The 18,015-nt window shown below is 72.7% G+C and carries 18 protein-coding genes; 9 read left to right on the top strand and 9 right to left on the bottom strand.

Annotated features, from left to right (window positions below):
* The first annotated feature begins 129 nt into the window (after positions 1-129).
* From ABZT03_RS13805 to ABZT03_RS13780, 6 genes are all read left to right on the top strand, one after another.
* Positions 130-885 (top strand): glucose 1-dehydrogenase, encoded by a 756-nt coding sequence (locus ABZT03_RS13805; RefSeq protein WP_356038077.1) that lies wholly within the window; start codon positions 130-132, stop codon positions 883-885.
* A gap of 10 nt (positions 886-895) precedes the next feature.
* Positions 896-1,675 (top strand): enoyl-CoA hydratase/isomerase family protein, encoded by a 780-nt coding sequence (locus tag ABZT03_RS13800; protein ID WP_356038074.1) that lies wholly within the window; start codon positions 896-898, stop codon positions 1,673-1,675.
* An 84-nt stretch (positions 1,676-1,759) separates the two neighbouring features.
* Complete coding sequence (locus ABZT03_RS13795; RefSeq protein WP_356038072.1) at positions 1,760-2,914, top strand: CoA transferase; 1,155 nt, start codon at positions 1,760-1,762, stop codon at positions 2,912-2,914.
* A 28-nt stretch (positions 2,915-2,942) separates the two neighbouring features.
* The gene (locus tag ABZT03_RS13790; protein ID WP_356038069.1) at positions 2,943-3,854 is read left to right on the top strand and encodes an SDR family NAD(P)-dependent oxidoreductase; all 912 of its coding nucleotides are present in this window, start codon (positions 2,943-2,945) and stop codon (positions 3,852-3,854) included.
* Complete coding sequence (locus ABZT03_RS13785) at positions 3,851-4,402, top strand: DoxX family protein (protein ID WP_356038067.1); 552 nt, start codon at positions 3,851-3,853, stop codon at positions 4,400-4,402. The genes ABZT03_RS13790 and ABZT03_RS13785 overlap by 4 nt, the downstream gene beginning before the upstream one ends.
* A gap of 29 nt (positions 4,403-4,431) precedes the next feature.
* Positions 4,432-5,592, top strand: a complete 1,161-nt coding sequence (locus ABZT03_RS13780) for an acyl-CoA dehydrogenase family protein (RefSeq protein WP_356038064.1) — start codon at positions 4,432-4,434, stop codon at positions 5,590-5,592.
* 143 nt (positions 5,593-5,735) lie between these two features.
* Here ABZT03_RS13780 and ABZT03_RS13775 read toward each other — a convergent pair whose 3' ends face one another.
* Positions 5,736-6,386 (bottom strand): GAP family protein, encoded by a 651-nt coding sequence (locus tag ABZT03_RS13775; RefSeq protein WP_356038061.1) that lies wholly within the window; start codon positions 6,384-6,386, stop codon positions 5,736-5,738.
* A gap of 379 nt (positions 6,387-6,765) precedes the next feature.
* Positions 6,766-7,404, bottom strand: a complete 639-nt coding sequence (locus ABZT03_RS13770) for a TetR/AcrR family transcriptional regulator (RefSeq protein WP_356038058.1) — start codon at positions 7,402-7,404, stop codon at positions 6,766-6,768.
* Positions 7,405-7,671: 267 nt separating this feature from the next.
* On the opposite strand from ABZT03_RS13770, the gene ABZT03_RS13765 reads away from it, so the two are divergent.
* From ABZT03_RS13765 to ABZT03_RS13755, 3 genes are all read left to right on the top strand, one after another.
* Positions 7,672-9,096 (top strand): lipase family protein, encoded by a 1,425-nt coding sequence (locus ABZT03_RS13765; protein WP_356038055.1) that lies wholly within the window; start codon positions 7,672-7,674, stop codon positions 9,094-9,096.
* A 329-nt stretch (positions 9,097-9,425) separates the two neighbouring features.
* Positions 9,426-10,028 carry a TetR/AcrR family transcriptional regulator gene (locus ABZT03_RS13760; protein ID WP_356038053.1) on the top strand — a complete coding sequence of 201 codons (603 nt, stop codon included), beginning with the start codon at positions 9,426-9,428 and terminating at the stop codon, positions 10,026-10,028.
* 92 nt (positions 10,029-10,120) lie between these two features.
* Complete coding sequence (locus ABZT03_RS13755) at positions 10,121-10,810, top strand: type 1 glutamine amidotransferase domain-containing protein (RefSeq protein WP_356038050.1); 690 nt, start codon at positions 10,121-10,123, stop codon at positions 10,808-10,810.
* 253 nt (positions 10,811-11,063) lie between these two features.
* Here ABZT03_RS13755 and ABZT03_RS13750 read toward each other — a convergent pair whose 3' ends face one another.
* The 7 genes from ABZT03_RS13750 to ABZT03_RS13720 are packed head-to-tail and all read right to left on the bottom strand — an operon-like array spanning position 11,064 to position 18,005.
* Positions 11,064-12,179, bottom strand: a complete 1,116-nt coding sequence (locus tag ABZT03_RS13750; RefSeq protein WP_356038047.1) for an acyl-CoA dehydrogenase family protein — start codon at positions 12,177-12,179, stop codon at positions 11,064-11,066.
* A complete protein-coding gene (locus ABZT03_RS13745; protein ID WP_356038045.1) occupies positions 12,176-13,423 on the bottom strand; it encodes an acyl-CoA dehydrogenase family protein in 1,248 nt (415 codons plus the stop codon). Before ABZT03_RS13745 ends, ABZT03_RS13750 begins: the two co-directional genes overlap by 4 nt.
* Before the next feature lie 21 nt (positions 13,424-13,444).
* Positions 13,445-14,596 (bottom strand): thiolase family protein, encoded by a 1,152-nt coding sequence (locus ABZT03_RS13740; protein WP_356038042.1) that lies wholly within the window; start codon positions 14,594-14,596, stop codon positions 13,445-13,447.
* Positions 14,593-15,036: an OB-fold domain-containing protein gene (locus ABZT03_RS13735; RefSeq protein ID WP_356038039.1), complete on the bottom strand. Its 444-nt coding sequence runs from the start codon at positions 15,034-15,036 to the stop codon at positions 14,593-14,595. Before ABZT03_RS13735 ends, ABZT03_RS13740 begins: the two co-directional genes overlap by 4 nt.
* 1 nt (position 15,037) lies before the next feature.
* Positions 15,038-15,949 (bottom strand): SDR family oxidoreductase, encoded by a 912-nt coding sequence (locus ABZT03_RS13730; RefSeq protein WP_356038036.1) that lies wholly within the window; start codon positions 15,947-15,949, stop codon positions 15,038-15,040.
* Between the two features lie 2 nt (positions 15,950-15,951).
* A complete protein-coding gene (locus tag ABZT03_RS13725) occupies positions 15,952-16,683 on the bottom strand; it encodes a hypothetical protein (protein ID WP_356038033.1) in 732 nt (243 codons plus the stop codon).
* A complete protein-coding gene (locus ABZT03_RS13720; RefSeq protein WP_356038030.1) occupies positions 16,683-18,005 on the bottom strand; it encodes a phenylacetate--CoA ligase family protein in 1,323 nt (440 codons plus the stop codon). Before ABZT03_RS13720 ends, ABZT03_RS13725 begins: the two co-directional genes overlap by 1 nt.
* Between the last annotated feature and the right edge of the window lie 10 nt (positions 18,006-18,015).

The following is an 18,015-nucleotide window of genomic DNA, read 5'->3' as shown; positions in this document are numbered from 1 at the left end:
CCCTCGGCGACCGTCGGTCGGCGTTCGCCGCCCGCCGGTCAGCGATCTCGATTATTTAGCTGAAGTAGTTATATGATAGAGCTGAAACGTCGGATGGTCGACGGTCCGGTCACGAGAGCGGGAGGGCGCGTGAGCGCAACGGAGAAGGTGGCACTCGTCACCGGCGCGGGCCGGGGCATCGGCGAGGCGATCGCCGGGGCGCTGGCCGCCGGCGGGGCCTCGGTCGCCGTCTGCGACGTGGACGCGGAGGCCGCCGGCAAGGTCGCGGCCCGCCTCACGGAGCGGTACGGGGTGCGGGCCACGGGAGTCGGCGCGGACATCTCCGACGGCGCGGCCGTACGCGCCGCGGTGGCGCGGGTGGAGGCCGAGCTCGGGCCGGTGGACATCCTGGTCAACAACGCGGCCGTGGACGTCATCGGCCGCTTCGTGGACAGCGACGAGCAGACCTGGGACCGGATCATCGCGGTCAACCTGCGCGGCACCATCACCGTGACCCGCGCCGTCCTCGACTCGATGATCGAGCGCGGCGGCGGCCGGGTCGTCCACATCGCCTCGGACGCCGGCCGCGTCGGCTCGTCCGGCGAGGTGGTGTACTCCGCGACGAAGGGCGGTGTCATCGCCTTCGGCAAGGCGCTGGCCCGCGAGGTCGCCCGGCACGGCATCACCGTCAACACGGTCTGTCCCGGGCCCACCGACACCGCGCTGCTCGGCCAGGTCGCCGACTACAGCCAGAAGATGTACGACGCCACGGTGCGGGCGATCCCGCTGCGCCGGGTCGCCCGGCCCACCGAGATCGCCGACGTGGTCGCCTTCCTCGCCTCCGACAACGCCGCGTACGTGACCGGGCAGACGCTGTCGGTCAGCGGCGGCCTCACGATGGTCTGAGGTGAGCCGGATGAGCAGTGTGCTGCGGGTGGAACTCCGCGACCGCGTCGCCGTGTTGACCCTCGACCGGCCCGAGCGGCTGAACGCCGTCGGGACGGACACCGTCGAGCGGCTGACGCGGGTCCTGGAGGACGTGCGCCACGACGACGGCGTCCGGGCCCTCGTGCTGACCGGGGCGGGCCGCGCCTTCTCGGCCGGCGCCGACCTCGGTGAGATCGAGTCGTTCACCTCACCCGGCCAGTTCCGGGCGTTCGTGGGCGGGCTGACCACGGCGTACGCGCTCCTGGAGGACTTCCCCAAGCCCTCGGTCGCGGCCGTCCACGGCTTCGCCCTCGGCGGCGGCCTGGAACTCGCGCTCGCCTGCGACCTGCGGGTGGCGGAGCGCGGCGCCCGGCTGGGCGTGCCCGAGATGAAACTCGGGGTGCTGCCCGGCGCGGGCGGCACCCAGCGGCTGGCGCGACTGCTGCCGCCCGCCGTCGCCAAGCAGATGATCCTCACCGGTGAGCCGCTGGACGCGGACCGCGCCTGGCAGCTGGGCCTGGTCAACGAGGTGGCCGAGCCCGGCGGCGCGCTCGCGGCCGCCGAGGCGCTCGCCGGTCGGCTCGCGGCCGGCGCCCCGCTGGCGCTCGCGGCCGGCAAGCGGCTGGTCGACCACGGGCTCGGCATGGACCTCGACGCGGCCGTCGCCTACGAGCGCGAGACCGTCTCGGTGCTGTTCTGCACCGAGGACCGGGCCGAGGGCCTCAAGGCCTTCCGGGAACGGCGGCCCGGGGAGTTCCGCGGCGTGTAGCGGTCCGCCGGGCCGGGGCCCGCTGCGGGCCCCGGCCCGGCGGACACGACAGATCCGAACCCGAACCAGGCGTGGAGGTGGGCCGTGCGGCCACTGGAGGGCATTACCGTCGTCGAGCTGGGCATGTGGGTCGCGGCCCCGGCAGCGGCCACCATGCTGGCCGACTGGGGCGCCGACGTGATCAAGGTGGAGGCGCCCACCGGCGACCCCAACCGCTACACGCTGCGCCACGTCGGCCAGGACATCGACAGCGCGCCCCCGTTCGAGACCGACAACCGCGGCAAGCGCGGCATCGTCCTCGACCTGCGGTCGCAGGACGGGAAGGACGTGCTGGAGCAACTCCTGGCGCGAGCCGACGTGTTCGTCACCAACCTGCGCCCCGGCGCGCTGGAGCGGCTCGGCCTCGGCCCGGACGCGCTGCGCGAACGCCATCCGCGGCTGGTCGTCGGCACCCTCACCGGCTACGGCTGGAGCGGCGCCGAACGCGACCGGGCGGGTTACGACGTGTCCGCCTTCTGGGCCCGGCCCGGAATCGCCGGCATGCTCAACCCGGCCGGACAGCCCCCACCCGGCATCCGGCCGGGACTCGGCGACCGTACGGCCGCCGCCAACCTGGTGGCGGGTGTGCTGGCCGCGCTGTTGCGCCGGGCCCGCACGGGCGAGGGCGGGGTCGTCGACGTGTCCCTGCTGCGCTCGGGGACCTACGCCAACGGCAACGACCTCGCGCTGCAGAACTTCTTCGGCCGGCGCGGCCGTACCCGCCCGCGCACCGAGCACGAGTCCCCGCTCTACAACTGCTACCGGGCCGCCGACGACCGGTGGTTCTGGCTGGTCGGCCTGGAGGGCAACCGGCACTGGCCCGGCGTCGTCAAGGCGCTCGGCCGCGATGACCTCGGCGTGGACGAACGCTTCGCCACCGGCAAGGCCCGCCGCGCTCACGTGCGCGAACTCATCGCCGCCTTCGACGAGGAGTTCGCGAAGCGGCCGCTGCCGGAGTGGGCCGAGCGCTTCGACGCCGAGGGCGTGTGGTGGGCGCCCGTGCAGACCCTCGCCGAGGTCGCGGCCGACCCCCAGGCCGAAGCGGTGGGTGCGTTCGTCGAGCAGCCCGGCATGGGCGACGCGCCGCCCCTGCGGACGGTGGCCACCCCGGTCAGCTTCTGGGGCGTCGACGACAAGCCGCGCGCCGGGGCACCGACGCTCGGCGAGCACACCGACGACGTACTGCGCGAACTCAACTGACCCCGTACATCAGCTCAGGAGGTAGGTCGTGGGCATCCTCGACGACAAGGTCGCCATCGTGACCGGCGGTGGCAGAGGGCTGGGCCGGGCGCACTGTCTGGCGCTCGCCGAGGCCGGCGCGACCGTGGTGGTGAACGATCTCGGCTCCGGTGTGCACGGCGAGCGGACGGGGGACTCCCCCGCCGACGACGTCGTCGCCGAGATCACCAAGCTCGGCGGCCGGGCTACGGCCAACCACGCCTCGGTCACCGACTGGGACGCCACCGAGGCCATGGTCGCCGACACGGTCGCGGAGTTCGGGCGGCTCGACGTCATCGTGAACAACGCGGGCATCGTCCGCGACCGCATGCTGTTCTCGATGAGCGAGGCGGAGTTCGACGCCGTCATCGCGGTGCACCTCAAGGGCACCTTCGCGCTCACCCGGCACGCCTGCGCCTACTGGCGCACGGCCGCCAAGCGGGGCGAGCGGGTCACCGGCCGGGTGATCAACACGACGTCCGGGACCGGGCTGTTCGGCAACCAGGGCCAGTCCAACTACGGTGCCGCCAAGGCGGGGATAGCCGGCCTGACCGTGATCACCGCGCTGGAGATGCGCAAGTACGGCGTCACCGCGAACGCCATCTCGCCGATCGCGACGACCCGGATGACGGCCGACCTCGCGGTGGGGCAACCGGCGCCGGACGAGGGCGGCTTCGACCCGGGGGACCCCGCGAACGCCTCCGGCGTCGTCGTCTACCTGGCCTCCGACGAGGCCGCCTGGCTCACCGGCCAGATCCTGCGCATCGAGGGCAACCGGCTGAACCGGCTGCGCGGCTGGACGGTCGCCGGCGTGCACCCCAGCCGGTCGGGCGGCGCCCTGACGACCGAGGAACTCATCGACGCCGTACCGCAGTTGTACGGCGCTCTGCCCGCGGGCCGGGCCACCGGGGCCGGCCAGTGACCGCGCGGGGCCACGACGCCGCCGCGCTCGTGCTGCGCGCGACCCTCGGTCCGATGCTCGTCGCGCACGGCTGGAACAAGGTCGCCGGTCCGGGCGGACTGGCCGGCACCACCGGCTGGTTCGAGGCGCTCGGGCTGCGGCCCGCGCGGGTGCACGCCCGGCTGGCCGCCGCGACCGAGATCGCGGCGGGCGTCGGCATCACCGCGGGCGCCGCGGGCCCACTGCCCGCGGCGGCGGCCGTCGGCCTCATGACCGTGGCGGCCCGCACCGACCACCGCGGCAAGGGCTTCTTCGTCTTCAAGGGCGGCTGGGAGTACGCCGGCGTGGTCGGCGGCGCGGCCGTCGCACTGGCCGCCCTGGGCCACGGCAGGTACTCGCTCGACGCCCTGCTTCGACGCCGGCACGCGGGCCCCGGCCCCGCACTGCTCGCCGCGGCCCTCGGCACGGCCGGCGCCGCCGCCCTGCTGGCCGCGTGCTACCGGCCGCACCCGGCCGCGGACACGGCCACGGCCACGGCCACGGCCGAGCCGGACACGACGGATCACTGACATGGGACGTGGACGAGAAGGGAGTCGACATGGACGCGGATGACTTCAGCGCGGTGCTGTCCGAGGTCCGGCGTTTCGTGCGGGAGCGCGTCGTGCCGGTCGAGGCGGAGATCGACGAGAAGGACGAGATGCCCGCGGACATCCGCGAGGCGGCGAAGAAGATGGGCCTGTTCGGCTTCGCGCTCCCCGAGGAGTACGGCGGGCTCGGGCTGTCGATGTACGAGGAGGCCCGGCTGATGTTCGAACTGGGCTACACCACACCGTCGTTGCGCTCGATGTTCGGCACGAACAACGGCATCGCGGGACATGTGCTGATGGTCGGGGGCACGCAGGAGCAGAAGGCGCGGTGGCTGCCGCGGATCGCCTCGGGCGACGTCCTGGCGTCGTTCGCGCTCACCGAGCCCGAGGCCGGCTCCGACCCGTCGACGCTGACCACGCGCGCCCACCGGGACGGCGACGAGTGGGTGATCAACGGTGCCAAGCGGTACATCACCAACGCCCCGCTCGCCGACGTCTTCATGGTCTTCGCGCGCACCGACCCCGACGCCCCGCGGACCCGGGGCATCTCCACCTTCCTGGTCCCGGCCGGCACCCCCGGTCTCACCGTGGCGCCCCGGGACCACAAGATGGGCCAGTTCGGCGCCTGGACGGCGGACGTGTTCTTCGACGACGTACGGGTTCCGGCCGACGCCCTGGTCGGCGGCGAGGAGCACGGGCTCAACCGGGGCTTCGGCACCGCGATGGGCTGTATCGCGCACGGGCGGGTGCACATCTCCGCGCTGATGGTCGGCATGGCCGAGCGCCTGGTCGACGAGTCGGTGGCGTACGCGAGCACCCGCAGGCAGTCCGGGAAGCCCATCGGCTCCTTCCAGCTCGTCCAGGGCCTGATCGCCGACTCGCAGACCGACTACTACGCGGGCCGTGCCACGGTCCTGGAGGCCGCGAGGCGCTTCGACTCCGGCGAGGACACGAAGCTCGGCCCGTCCTGCACGAAGTACTTCGCGAGCGAGATGGTGTGGCGGGTCGCGGACCGCGCGGTGCAGGTGCACGGCGGCGCGGGCTACATGCGCGGCGTCGCCGTCGAACGCTTCTACCGCGACGCCCGCCTCTTCCGCATCTACGAGGGCACCAGCCAGGTCCAGCAGGTCATCATCGCCAAGGCCCTGCTGGGCGAGGCGGCCCGCGGCTGACCCGGCACTCCGTGCCCGCACGGCTGTCGGCATGCGACCGCGACGGCCGGTCCCGCGCGGGAACCCCACGGTGGACGTCCGTACGTCCCGGTGTCGGTCCGCCTGTCGGGTCCGACCGATCGACCACGCGGCCTCTGCGCGTGTCACGTCACCAGTTCGTAGATGCTGCGTGCCGTCAGCCACAGGCCGAACAGCAGGGAGAGGGTGACGATCAGCTGTTCCTGGTGATGGTCCAGCCAGCTGCGCAGGGCGTGCAGACGGGCGTTCGCGGCGCTCGGCGCCCAGACCGCGTACATCTCCATGACGATGAGGATGAGGCTGAGGGTGGCCAGCAGGCAGTAACCGGTCAGCACGAGCCAGTCGGCGGTGGTGGAGAGGTCCGCGTCGACAGCGGTGGCGGCACCGGCGCCGACCAGTGCCCAGGGCTGCAGCACCCAGGCCAGACCGGCCGCTGTGGCCAGGGACGCGTCGTCGATACGGGCGGTCCAGCGCGGCGGCCCGTGCGGGGGCGGGGGCCGGCGGTGCCGGTGTGTGCCGTAGACCACCAGCAGCACGCCGAGGGCGAGTTTCGCGGCGATCGCGGCGGTCGAGGGCGCGCTGTGCTGGTCCAGGGGCTGACCGCCGGTCAGCAGCAGCACACAGGCGATGACCACGGTCAGGTTGACCAGCCATGACAGCAGGAACGCCAGACCGTGGCGAACGCCGCGCCGCGCGGAGAGCAGCAGGATGAAGGCGCTGTTGTGCAGGGGCCCCAGGGTGATGGCCGTACCGATCACGAGCAGGTCGAGGACCATCGGATCAGTCGCTCCCGAATGTCGGGCCGCCTGGGCCCGTGACGGGCAGGCCGGTCGGCGGGATTCGGGCGGCGCTGGGATGGTGCCGCATGCCGACTCTGAACGCGGTGACACGGCAGGTCAAGCAAGCCGTGTCCGTGTCCTGGTGCACGTCTGGCCTGTTCGATTTCGCTGGGGGCGACCGTGCTCACCAGCGGCCCAGCAGCCCGCGAAGCCGACGCGGACACGGCGCGCCGAACGTGGACCGGATCACGCCGCGGCAGGCAGGGTCGCGGGGAACGGCCGCCCGAGCCGCCCGTGCAGCCCGCCCCTCTCCTGATGAGGCGGCACGCCTCAGTCATCCGAGGCGGCGTGCCGGTCCTGTCCTGGAGGCGGCGCCTCAGTACGGCAGGCCCTCCGAGGCCGCGCGCACGGCGGCGAGGAGACAGGCGGTGATGTCGTCCGACGCCTCGTGGGCTGCCGAGGACCGGCGGGCGAAGTCCTCCGCCGCTGCGCGCAGTGCGCCGTTGAGAGCCGCCGCGTGCACTTTCACCCGCAGGTCGTCGGCGCTGGCGCCGGAGCGCTGGGCGAGGAGCTTGCCGAGAACCGGGAGAGCGTCGTTGTGGGCCTGGAGCCAGACGGCGCTCAGGGCCGGGTCGGTGGAGGTCATGCGGATCAGGTCGAGGATGACGGGGGCGGTGGACGGCAGTTCACCCGGGCTGCAGATCTCGGTGAACCACTCCAGCAGGCTCGTCCGGGGCGGCCAGCGGCGCAGCTGGTCCACGGCGAAGTCGAGCCCCGCGGTGAGCAGGGGCAGTACACAGCTTTCCTTGGTGGGGAAGTGGCGCCACAGCGTACGGGAGGAGATGCCCACCGCCCGGGCGATCTGCTCCCCCGTCGTCGCGGTGACGCCCTGCGAGGTGAACAGCCGGACCGCCTCGGCCGCGATCTCCAGGCGGAGAGCCGACTTGCGGCGCTGAGCGATCGACGGCCGTACGCCGTCAGCCTGTTGCGGTACCGCGGCGAGTGTCTCGTGCACGCTCGCTCCACCACCCCTCTGTCGTCGAGCGCGCAGCATAACGAAGCAGCCGGAAGTGGCACACGCAGACGTCTTGTCACTGACTGCCATCCGAACCTACGCTCCAGTAGGTAACCCGCGAGTAACCCACACCCACGATTGGCATGTCCCCGTCATACCGTCTGGGTCGCCGTACCACCCCCCACGTGGTCGGCCCGTCGGCCGGGACTCCGACAGCCGCCCGCGACCTCGGCACCCCCACCTCTTCGACGAACGAGGAGCTCCCCCATGAGCCGCAAGGGATCGCGTTCCCGCTCCACAGCCGTTCTCCGGCCCGCCGCGGATCCGTCCGCGGACGCGGCCCGCCGCAGCATGCCGGCCGGCCTGCGACTGCTGGCCGGCGTCATGACCGTCGGCGTCATCACCGTCGGCGTCGTCGGCGCCGGCCCGTCGGCGGTGGCCGCCGCCTCGGCGGATCCCGTCGTCTCCCGCGGGGTCACCATCCCCGCCTTCTACACGCCGCCGACCGAACTTCCCTCGACCAACGGGGCGTTGGTCCGAACCGAGGCCATGCCGCTCGGGCTGAGCATCCCCGGCCTGGACGGACGCCCGATGCCGGGCACCGCCACCCGTCTGATGTACAGGTCCACCGACTCCGCCGGGCAGCCCGTCGCCGTGACCGGCGCCTACATCGAGCCGTCCGCCGCCTGGAGGGGCTCCGGTCCGCGCCCCCTGGTCGCGGTGGCCTCGGGCACCATGGGCCAGGGCGACCAGTGCGCCCCGTCGTTCGCCCTGCAGCATCCCCTCACCCTCACGGGCGACACCGTGTCCGTGGGATACGAGGCCCTGGCGATCTACCGCCTCCTCGCCACCGGCGCGGCAGTCGTCGTCACCGACTACGTGGGCCTCGGCACCACCGACCGCCTGCACACCTACGTCAACCGCGTCGACGAGGCACACGCCCTGCTCGACGCGGCCCGCGCCGCCCACGCCGTCCCCGGCGCGTCGATCACCGCCGCCTCCCGCACCGGCCTGTACGGCTACAGCCAGGGCGGAGGCGCCGGCGCCGCGGCCGCCGAACTCCAGCCCTCCTACGCCCCCGACGTCCCGCTCGCCGGAACCTACGCGGGAGCGCCCCCGGCGGATCTGACCTCGGTCATGAAGGGCATCGACGGCAGCGCGCTCGCCGGCGCGCTGGCCTGGTCGATCAGCGGGTTCGCCCAGGCCGACCCCGACCTGCGCGCGGTCGTCGACGCGAACATCAACGCCACCGGCAGGGCCGCCCTCGCGGACGCGTCAACCATGTGCGTCGGCGACGCGCTCCTCGGCTACGGCTTCACCAAGAGCAGCAAGTGGACCACCAGCGGCAAGTCCATGGGCGACATCATCGCCGCGGACCCCCGGGCGAAGGCGGCCCTGGACAAGCAGCGCATCGGCACCCTCAAGCCCTCCGGGCCCGTACGTCTGGCCACCGGCGTCCAGGACGACATCGTCCCCCACTCGCAGGCGCGGCAACTGGCCCTCGACTGGTGCGAGAAGGGTGCCAACGTCACCTACCGGGCCGTCGTGCTGCCGAACCTCGGTGACAAGATCCTCACCAACCATCTCGTGCCGCTCATCACCGACCAGGGCGACGCCATCTCCTGGCTGACCGACCGCCTGGCCGGCAAGGCAGCCACATCCAACTGCTGGACGATGCCCGTCCAGCCCTGAACCGCTGCACCGAGGGGCCGAGGGTCTCACGCTCCACCGAGGGGCCGAGGGTCTCCGTGGCGGAGACCCTCGCGTCCCACCGGTTCGCGCGTCACGGTCGGCCGACCCACCCCGGATCGGCCGGCCTTCCCGCCGCACGCCCACTTTCGCCGCACGGCCCGCGCCCCGCATCCACTCACCGCCGCCGGACGGACAGCACCCCGACTCGCAGCCGAGATCGCCGTCGAAGGCGTTCACGCACGACCGCCGCACGCCACGGTCCTCGACGCCGGCCGATCGACAGAGACCCGTTCTAGACGACTGGTCTATTCCTGGGGTACGGTTCCACCATGCCCGCCACCACAGCACGCAGCGCCGACACCCGTCGGAGCATCCTTGACGCCGCCCAGCGGATCATGGCCCACAAGGGCTACTCCGCGGTCGGCCTCAACGAAGTGCTCGCGGAGGCCGGCGTCCCGAAGGGGTCCTTCTATCACTACTTCGCTTCCAAGGACGCCTTCGGCGAGGCCCTGCTGAAGAGTTACTTCGAGGAGTACCTCGCCGACATGGACCGCGTCCTCGCGCGGCCCGGCCGGTCCGCCGGCGAGCGCCTGCTGGACTACTGGCAACTCTGGCGGGAGACGCAGAGCTTCGACGAGTGTCAGGGCAAGTGTCTCGCCGTGAAACTCGGAGCAGAGGTCTCCGACCTCTCCGAGCCGATGCGGCTGGCACTCAAGGAGGGAACAGGCGCGATCATCGATCGTCTCGAGCGGACCATCTCCCGTGGTCTCACCGACGGATCGATCGCGACAGACGGTGCGCCGCTCGAAACGGCGCAGGTCCTCTACGACATGTGGCTCGGCGCCAGCGTCATGGCGAAGATCCATCGCAGCCTCGAACCCCTCGACGCCACTACGGCGATGACGCGCCGACTCCTCAACGCACAGGGGTAGTTCCGCGGACCCACCGACCGACCGACTGTCGGACGCGGGGGCGCTTCTTCGCCCGTTCATATACGACTGGTCTACTCACACAGGAGAGCACCATGAAGGTCCTGATCGTCCTCACCTCGCACGACACGCTGGGCGACACCGGCCACAAGACCGGGTTCTGGCTGGAGGAACTGGCCGCGCCCTACTACCACTTCAAGGAGGCCGGCTGGGAGATCACCCTCGCCTCCCCCAAGGGTGGCCGGCCGCCGCTGGACCCCAAGAGCAACGAGACCGCTTTCCAGACCGAGCAGACCCGCCGGTTCGAGTCCGACGCGGAGGCGACCGCCGCGCTCACGAACACCGTGCGCCTCGACTCCGTCTCGGTGGAGGACTACGACACCGTCTTCTACCCCGGCGGCCACGGCCCGCTGTGGGACCTGGCCGAGGACACCGACTCGGTCCGCCTGATCGAGACCACTCTGCGCTCGGGCAAGCCGCTCGCCCTGGTCTGCCACGCGCCGGGCGTGCTGCGCCACGCCGTCAACGAGGACGGCACCCCGCTGGTGCGGGGCCGGAAGGTCACCGGGTTCACCGACACGGAGGAGGAGGGCGTCCAGCTCACCAAGATCGTCCCCTTCCTCGTCGAGGACGAACTCAAGGGCCTGGGCGGCGTCTACTCCAAGGGCGACGACTGGCAGCCCTACGTCGTGCAGGACGGCCTTCTGATCACCGGCCAGAACCCGGCCTCCTCGGGCCCGGCAGCCGAAGCCCTCATCAAGCTGGCCGGCACGGTCGCCGCGTGAACAGGCTTCCCGCCCCGCGCCGGTAGACCCCGTGTCCGTTCGGGCCGGACGGCTCGACGGATCAGATCGTGCAGCCCGGGCGAACGTCGCCACGGGGTGGTTGTGCGACGCGGAACCACCCCGTGACGGCAGGACGGTTCCGGCGAGCCGACCGGGCTGCCGGGAGCGTAGGTCTGTGGTCAGGGTGTTCGTTCGGATCAGGGCCGGATCGGCCCGGCCCTGATCCGGAGGGGTCAGGGCCGGGCACGCCGGGTCAGATGCCGAGGCGGTCCAGGAGCCGCTCGTGGTAGACCGCCGGTCCGCCGAACAGCAGTTGTGAGGACTTGGCGCGCCGGAAGTACAGGTGCGCCGGGTGCTCCCAGGTGAAGCCGATACCGCCGTGCACCTGGATGTTCTCCGCCGCCGCGAACACGTACGCGCGGGAGCAGCAGGCGTGGGCCACCGCCGCCGCGACCGGGAACTCGGGCGAGTCCTCGGCGGCCAGCCGGGCCGCCTCGCGGGCGGACGCCTCGGCCAGTTCCACCTGGACCAGCATGTCGGCGCACTTGTGCTTGACCGCCTGGAAGGAGCCGATCGGCCGGCCGAACTGGTACCGGGTGCGGGCGTACTCCGCGCTCGTCTCCAGGCACCTGCGGGCCCCGCCCGCCTGCTCCGCGGCCAGTCCGACCGAGGCGGCGTCCAGGACCCGGGTCATGACCCGGCCGGCCGCCCCGTCCGCGCCGACGAGTACGGCGGGCACGGCGTCGAGGGTGAGCCGGGCCATGGCGCGGGTGGCGTCCAGGGTCTCCAGGGGCTCGGCGGTCAGTCCGGGCGCCTGCCGGTCGACGGCGAACAGGGAGGGACCCGCGACGGTGCGGGCGACCACGAGGAGCAGGTCGGCCGTCGTACCGTCGATGACGAAGCACTTGCCGCCGCTCAGCCGCCAGCCGCCGTCCCCGTCGGGGCGGGCTCGCGCGGAGATCAGCGCGGGGTCCCAGGAGCCGCTGTCCTCGGCGACGGCGAGGGCGGCCGTGGTCCGGCCGGCGGCGATGCCCGGCAGGTGGCGTGCGCAGGCCGCCCGGTCGCCCGAGGCCAGCAGGGCCTGGGCCGCCAGGACGACGGTGGCGAAGAACGGTGCGCACAGCAGCGCGCGGCCCATCTCCTCCAGTACGACGCCGAGTTCGACGGGTCCGAAGCCGTCACCGCCGTACTCCTCGGGGATCGCGAGGCCCGGCAGGCGCAGTTGGTCGGCGGCCTGTGCCCAGACCGCCTGGTCGAAGCGCGGTTCGCTCTCCATCAGCTTGCGGACGGCTTCCTCGGGTGACTTGGCCTCCAGGAACTCCCTCACGGCGGAGCGCAGTTCGCGCAGTTCGCTCTCTTCGGCGGTCACGGACGCACCTCCTTGGCAGCGGTGCTCACCGGTTCCCTGGGCAGGCCGAGGACGCGTTCCGCGAGGATGTTCTTCATGATCTCCTCGGTGCCGCCGAGGATGCGCAACGCCGGTGTGGCGAGCAGCAGTTCGGTCCAGGCGTAGGTGCCCCAGCGGCCGGTGTCGGCGATCAGCCGGGGGCCGAGGGTGTCGGACACGAAGTGCGCGGCGCGGGTCAGGTTCTGGGCGTACATCAGCTTGGAGACGGACCGCTCGGGGCCGGGTGCGACGCCGGCGCGCAGGGTGCGCCCGGCGCGCGTGTTGAGGTGGCCGGTGGCCATGGCGTCCACCAGGAGTTCGGCGAGGCGGGCACGCAGGGCGCGGTCGTCCCAGGTCCAGGTGGCGCGCATGAGCGCCGAGAGGCGGTCCGGGGAGAGGGCGGCGGCCACCGGGCCCGCGCCCTCGCTGCCGACGGTGGCCCGCTCGTTCATCAGGGTGGTCAGGGCGACCGTCCAGCCGCCGTCGACCTCGCCGAGGCGGTGGTCGTCGGGGATGCGGACGCCGGTGAGGAAGACCTCGTTGAAGTCGGCGCCGCCGGTCATCTGGCGCAGCGGCCTGACCTCCACGCCGGGCGCGTCCATCGGGACGAGGAAGGCGGTGATGCCGCGGTGCTTGGGCGCGTCGGGGTCGGTGCGGGTCAGCGCGACGCCGATCTGGCTGTGGTGGGCGACCGACGTCCACACCTTCTGCCCGTCGAGGACCCAGTGGTCGCCCTCGCGGACGGCGCGAGTGCTCACGCTCGCCAGGTCCGAGCCCGCGCCGGGCTCGCTGAACAGCTGGCAGGCGATGGCGTCCCCGCGGTACATGGCCGGCAACCAGCGGTCCTTGAGGTGGGGTTGGGCGTGCGCGAGGATCGTCGGGCCGATCATGCCCAGGCCGACCACGCTCAGCACACCGGTGTCGGGGACGTCGTACTCGGACTCGACGGCGTCGTAGACGAGGTCGTGCACGGGGGTCAGGCCGCGGCCGCCGTACTCGGGCGGGCCGGTGATCCAGCCGAAGCCGTTCTCGTGGCGGATGCGCTGCCACTCCCGTGCCCGCTGCACGTGCTCGCGTTCCTCCTCGGGCGGCAGGCTGCTGAAGTAGGCCGTCGAGTCGTCGCCCTCGCCCCAGGTGAAGGCGGCGGGGTCGGGAGCCTTCGCCACGTGCGCGTCGAGGAAGCGGCGCGCCTCGGCGGCGAAGTCCTGTGTGTTGTCGTCTGCCATCGCGTGTGCGCTCCGAACGAGTCAGGTCGAGAGGATCGTCACCGCCGACACGCCGGGCGCGCCGTACAGGTGGGTGTAGCCGACGCGGGGAGTGCCGGAGATCTGCCGGGTGCCGGCCGTGCCGCGCAGCTGGAGCACGATCTCGTGGATCTGGCGGAGCCCCGAGGCGCCGATCGGTTCGCCGTTGCCGAGCAGCCCGCCGTCGGTGTTGACCGGGATCCGGCCGCCGATCGTGGTGGCGCCCTCGGCGATGAGGCGTTCCTGCTCGCCGTCCTTGCAGAGGCCGTTCTCCGCCATGTGGATGATCTCCGAGCCGGCGTCGGTGTCCTGGAGCTGGGCGACGTCAACGTCCTCGGGGCCGATGCCCGCGAGCTCGTAGGCCGCCCGGGAGGCGTCCACCGTCGGACTGTCGACGGGCTCGCCGACCGGGAAGGACGGGCTCTGCACCTCGAAGGCGCCGAGCCGGCGGCTGCGCAGGGCGGTGGCGCGCACCCGTACGGGGGTGGTGGAGGTGTACTTGTGGGCCTGGTCGGCGCGGCACAGCACGAGGGCGGCGGCGCCCTCGTCCGGGCCGCAGTACATGAACTGGCGCAGGGGGTAGTTGAGGACCGGGGAGGCGAGGATCTCCTCGGGGGTGAGGGGGGTGCGGCGCCAGGCCTTGTCGTTGCCGGCCGCGTTGCCGAAGTTCTTCGAGGCGACGCGGGCCAGCGTCTCGTGGGAGATGCCGTGGTCGTGCATGTAGCGGTTGATCTTCATGCCGAAGAAGTGGGTGGTGAGGAACATCCCGGTCTGCCCGTACCAGGCGGGGATGCCGGCGACCGACGGGTCGGCGGCGAACGCGCCGCGCGGGTGCTTGTCCAGGCCGATCGCGATGGTCAGGTCGTGCTCGCCGGTCTCGATGGCCTTCGCGGCCAGCGCCACCGCCGTACCGGCCGTGGCGCAGCCGTTGAACACCCCGCGCAGCGGCACCCCCGTCAGGCCGAGGCGGCCGACGATCGCGTCCGGGTTGGCGACCTCGTAGCTGCCGATGTAGCCGCCCTGGATCTGCGGCCAGGTCACACCCGCGTCGGCGAGCGCGAGGCGGACCGCGTCCGCGCCCATGTCCAGGGCGGGTTTGCCGGGGAACCGGCCGAAGGGGTGGAGCCCCACCCCGATGATGACGGCCTCGGTCACGGTGTCTCCTCCTCGGCCGGGGCGAACGCGAACGTCATGACCTCGGTTCCGTCGTCCTGCACGGTGTAGGGCACGAGCGTCAGCCGCATGTGCTGCCCGATCCGCAGCCTGTCCGGGTCGGGTTCGGTCAGGCGCGCCTCGACCAGCAGCTCTCCGGGCAGCTCGACGTAGCCCACGGCGTACGGCTCGAAGGCGGCCGGTCCGTCGTACGGCGGGGACGGCGGCCGGAAGCCCTGGGTGGTGTACGTCCACAGGGTGCCGCGGTCCGCCAGCAGCCGCTTCTTCGACTCCCCGCTCGCGCACCGGACGCAGTCCGTGGCGGCGGGGAAGCTCACCAGGCCGCAGCCGGCGCACTCGGAGCCGATCAGCCGGGGCGGGTCGGTGTCGGAGGCGGGCCAGGTGAACAGGCCCTCGGCGACCGGTCGTTGTGTCGTCTTCATCTCAGGCTCCGTTCCGGTTGCCGAGGGCGTCCGCGTTCGGGGCGGCCTTGGCCACCAGGTTGGGCACGACGGAGGTCAGTTCCTCCGGGGTCCACCGGGTCTCCGTGCCGGCGGCGGGTCCGTTGACCCAGCCCTCCAGGACGGTGATCCGGTTGCCGACGACGCCGAACACCCGGCCGGTGACCTCGCGGGAGGCGGCCGAGCCGAGCCACACCACGAGCGGGGAAATGGCCTCGGGCGTGAGGTCCTGCGCCTCGGCGGCGCGTCGCATCATCTCGATGTCCTCGGTGAGCCGGGTCAGCGCGGTGGGCGCGATGGCGTTCACCGTGACGCCGTAGCGGGCGAGTTCGGCGGCGGCGATGAGGGTGAGGCCGGCGATCCCGGCCTTGGCCGAGCCGTAGTTGGACTGGCCGGGGTTGCCGAAGATGCCGGACGGCGAGGTCGTGTTGATCACCCGGGCGTCGTTGCTCAGCCCGGACTTTGCGCGCTCGCGCCAGTGGGCGGCCGCGTGGTGCAGGGTGGCGAAGCTGCCCTTGAGGTGGACGGCGAGCACGCTGTCGAAGTCCTGCTCGGTCATCGACACGATCATCCGGTCGCGCAGGATGCCCGCGTTGTTCACCAGGACGTCAAGGCCGCCATAGGTGTCCACGGCCTGCCGGACCAGGTGGGCGGCGCCGTCCCAGGAGGCGATGTCGTCGGTGTTGGCCACCGCCTCGCCGCCGGCCGCGACGATCTCGTCCACCACGCTCTGCGCGGGTCCGGCCGAGGCGCCCGCCCCGTCCCGCCCGCCGCCCAGGTCGTTGACCACGACCTTCGCCCCGTGCGCGGCGAACGCCAGTGCGTGCGCCCGCCCGATGCCGTTGCCGGCGCCGGTGACGACCACCACACGGCCGTCGACCACTCGTTCAGACATCCTCAGCTCCTTGCTGACAGTGCGGGGCCGGCCTCGGCGAGCTGGACCCGCGGGTCCTGGCTGCCGCAGGCGCAGCTGCCGGTGACGACACGGCCCGCGATGCCGAGCGGCGTCTCGGGCAGTGACGACGTGCGCTGCTCGCCCGCCGCCACGAACAGCTCCCCGTCCCGTGCGCCGACCCGCCACTCGGCGGCGTTGACGTGCCCGCCCTGCCGCTCGGGGCACTCCAGGGCGAGGGCGGGACCGACGGCCGCGATCAGGGCGGCGGGTATGCCGAGTCCGCGCAGCACGGGCACGGCGGCGGGGCGGGCCAGGACCAGGGCGGTCGGCCGGAACATCTCGGCGACGTCGGCGGCGCCCGCGAGCCCTTCCAGGGTGTCGGCGGACAGCCCGATCACCGCGTGCGGATTGAGTTCCCGGTGGAAGACGGCGGTACGGCGGTGGTCCCAGCCCATCGCCTCGGCGATGCCGTACGTCACCCTCAGCTCGCTCAGGGCGCCGATCACCGCCCGCCCCCAGAAGCCCTCGAAGCCGGAGGTGTTGAGCAGCGCCCGCTGCCCGGCGGCCAGGCCGTGCCCGCGCAGCGCCCCGGCCACCCAGGCGGTGTCCCGGGCGAGTTCCGCCCAGGTCAGCTCCATGTCGGTGGTGCCGTCGGCGGCGCTGAAGCGGACCAGGTAGGCGAGTTCGGGCCGGTCGAGCTTCCTGGCCCGGGCGAGGGTGTCGGCGCGGGCCATCAGCTCTTCACCACCCGGGGGAACTTCGCGACGCTGGTCATGGTCTTCAACAGGTCCTCCTCGGTGCGCATGTCGAGGACCGGCTTGACCCCGGTGCGCTCGCGCACGGCCTCGCCCAGCCGGCCGGCCAGGGCGTCCACGTCGTCGGTGAGATGGGGGTCGTAGCCGACGCGCAGCCGCAGTTCGTCGACCTCGCGGCGGTCGCGGACGATCTGGAAGACCCCCGCGACCGTCTCCGGCTGGTCCTCCACCGCCAGCCAGACGTCCCGCAGGACCACGGACCGGCCCCGGACCAGCGTCTCGTCACCGCGCCGCCCCGCGACCCACATGCGGGCGTGCGTGCGCCCGCATCCGCAGGTGTCCCGGGACAGCCGGACCAGGTCCTCGCTGCGGTAGCGGATCAGCGGGGCGGCGCGGTTGTCCAGATCGGTGGCGACCAGTTCGCCGAGGTCGCCCTCGGCGGCGTCGCTCCAGCCGTTCGGGCCGACGTCCACGCACTCCGCGAAGACGGTGTCCTCCCAGAGGTGGAAGCCGTCGTGCTCGCGGCACTCCCAGGCGGTGCCGGTGTCGGCGGCGCTGGTGTACTCGTAGACGTCGATGCCCCAGTCGTCGCGGATCCGCTCGCGCATCTTGCGGCTGAGGGGCTGCCCGGCGCAGGAGGCGCCCTTGAGGGAGGAGAACGCCTCCTTCAGGTCCACCCGCTCGGCCAGCCGCTCCAGCTCCACCATCTGCGGGTACATCATCTGGAGGTAGGCCGGGCGGTAGGTGCGCAGCGCCTCGACGACCTCGTGCATCCTGCCGAGCCAGGTGTCCACCTCGATCACCACCGCGCCGAGCGCCTGGTAGCCGGGGTCCATGAGGTTGCGGAAGGTGCCGGGCGGACTGAGCACCCGGTCACCCGGGCGCAGCCCCAGCTCCCACAGGTCCCGCACCTGCGCGGTGACCAGTGGCGGGGCGTCCTGCCAGATCTCGGCGAAGAACTCCGGGTCGCCGGTGGTGCCCGAGCTGGAGGAGACCGAGGTCAGCTCCTCGGTGGGGACGCACAGCAGCCCGCCGAAGGGGTCGCCGGTACGGGCCCGGTAGGCGCGCACCATGTCCTTGGTGATGAACGGGACGCGGGCCCGGAAGTCCTCCAGGGTGCGGATGTCCCGCGGATGGGCCCCGTGCTCGTCCCACAGCTCGCGGTAGAAGGCGGAGTTGGCGTAGGCGTACTCGACGAGTTCGACCACCCGCTCCTCCTGCCGCGCGCGGAGTTCCTCGCGCGGCATGGTCTCCACCTGTGGCTCGAAGTACCTGTCACCGGTGTCCCTGTCGTCGACCATGTCGCCTCCT

It is taken from the genome of Streptomyces sp. NPDC005574, assembly GCF_040605435.1.
GTDB lineage: Bacteria > Actinomycetota > Actinomycetes > Streptomycetales > Streptomycetaceae > Streptomyces.
This window is presented reverse-complemented; position numbering and strand designations above follow the sequence as displayed.

Excerpts from the sequence above, each read along its gene's own strand:
- ABZT03_RS13800 (WP_356038074.1), top strand. The coding sequence starts at position 896 with ATGAGCAGTGTGCTGCGGGTGGAACTCCGCGACCGCGTCGCCGTGTTG.
- ABZT03_RS13780 (WP_356038064.1), top strand. The coding sequence starts at position 4,432 with ATGGACGCGGATGACTTCAGCGCGGTGCTGTCCGAGGTCCGGCGTTTC.
- ABZT03_RS13775 (WP_356038061.1), bottom strand. The coding sequence starts at position 6,386 with ATGGTCCTCGACCTGCTCGTGATCGGTACGGCCATCACCCTGGGGCCC.
- ABZT03_RS13765 (WP_356038055.1), top strand. The coding sequence starts at position 7,672 with ATGAGCCGCAAGGGATCGCGTTCCCGCTCCACAGCCGTTCTCCGGCCC.
- ABZT03_RS13760 (WP_356038053.1), top strand. The coding sequence starts at position 9,426 with ATGCCCGCCACCACAGCACGCAGCGCCGACACCCGTCGGAGCATCCTT.
- ABZT03_RS13755 (WP_356038050.1), top strand. The coding sequence starts at position 10,121 with ATGAAGGTCCTGATCGTCCTCACCTCGCACGACACGCTGGGCGACACC.
- ABZT03_RS13745 (WP_356038045.1), bottom strand. The coding sequence starts at position 13,423 with ATGGCAGACGACAACACACAGGACTTCGCCGCCGAGGCGCGCCGCTTC.
- ABZT03_RS13735 (WP_356038039.1), bottom strand. The coding sequence starts at position 15,036 with ATGAAGACGACACAACGACCGGTCGCCGAGGGCCTGTTCACCTGGCCC.
- ABZT03_RS13730 (WP_356038036.1), bottom strand. The coding sequence starts at position 15,949 with ATGTCTGAACGAGTGGTCGACGGCCGTGTGGTGGTCGTCACCGGCGCC.
- ABZT03_RS13725 (WP_356038033.1), bottom strand. The coding sequence starts at position 16,683 with ATGGCCCGCGCCGACACCCTCGCCCGGGCCAGGAAGCTCGACCGGCCC.
- ABZT03_RS13720 (WP_356038030.1), bottom strand. The coding sequence starts at position 18,005 with ATGGTCGACGACAGGGACACCGGTGACAGGTACTTCGAGCCACAGGTG.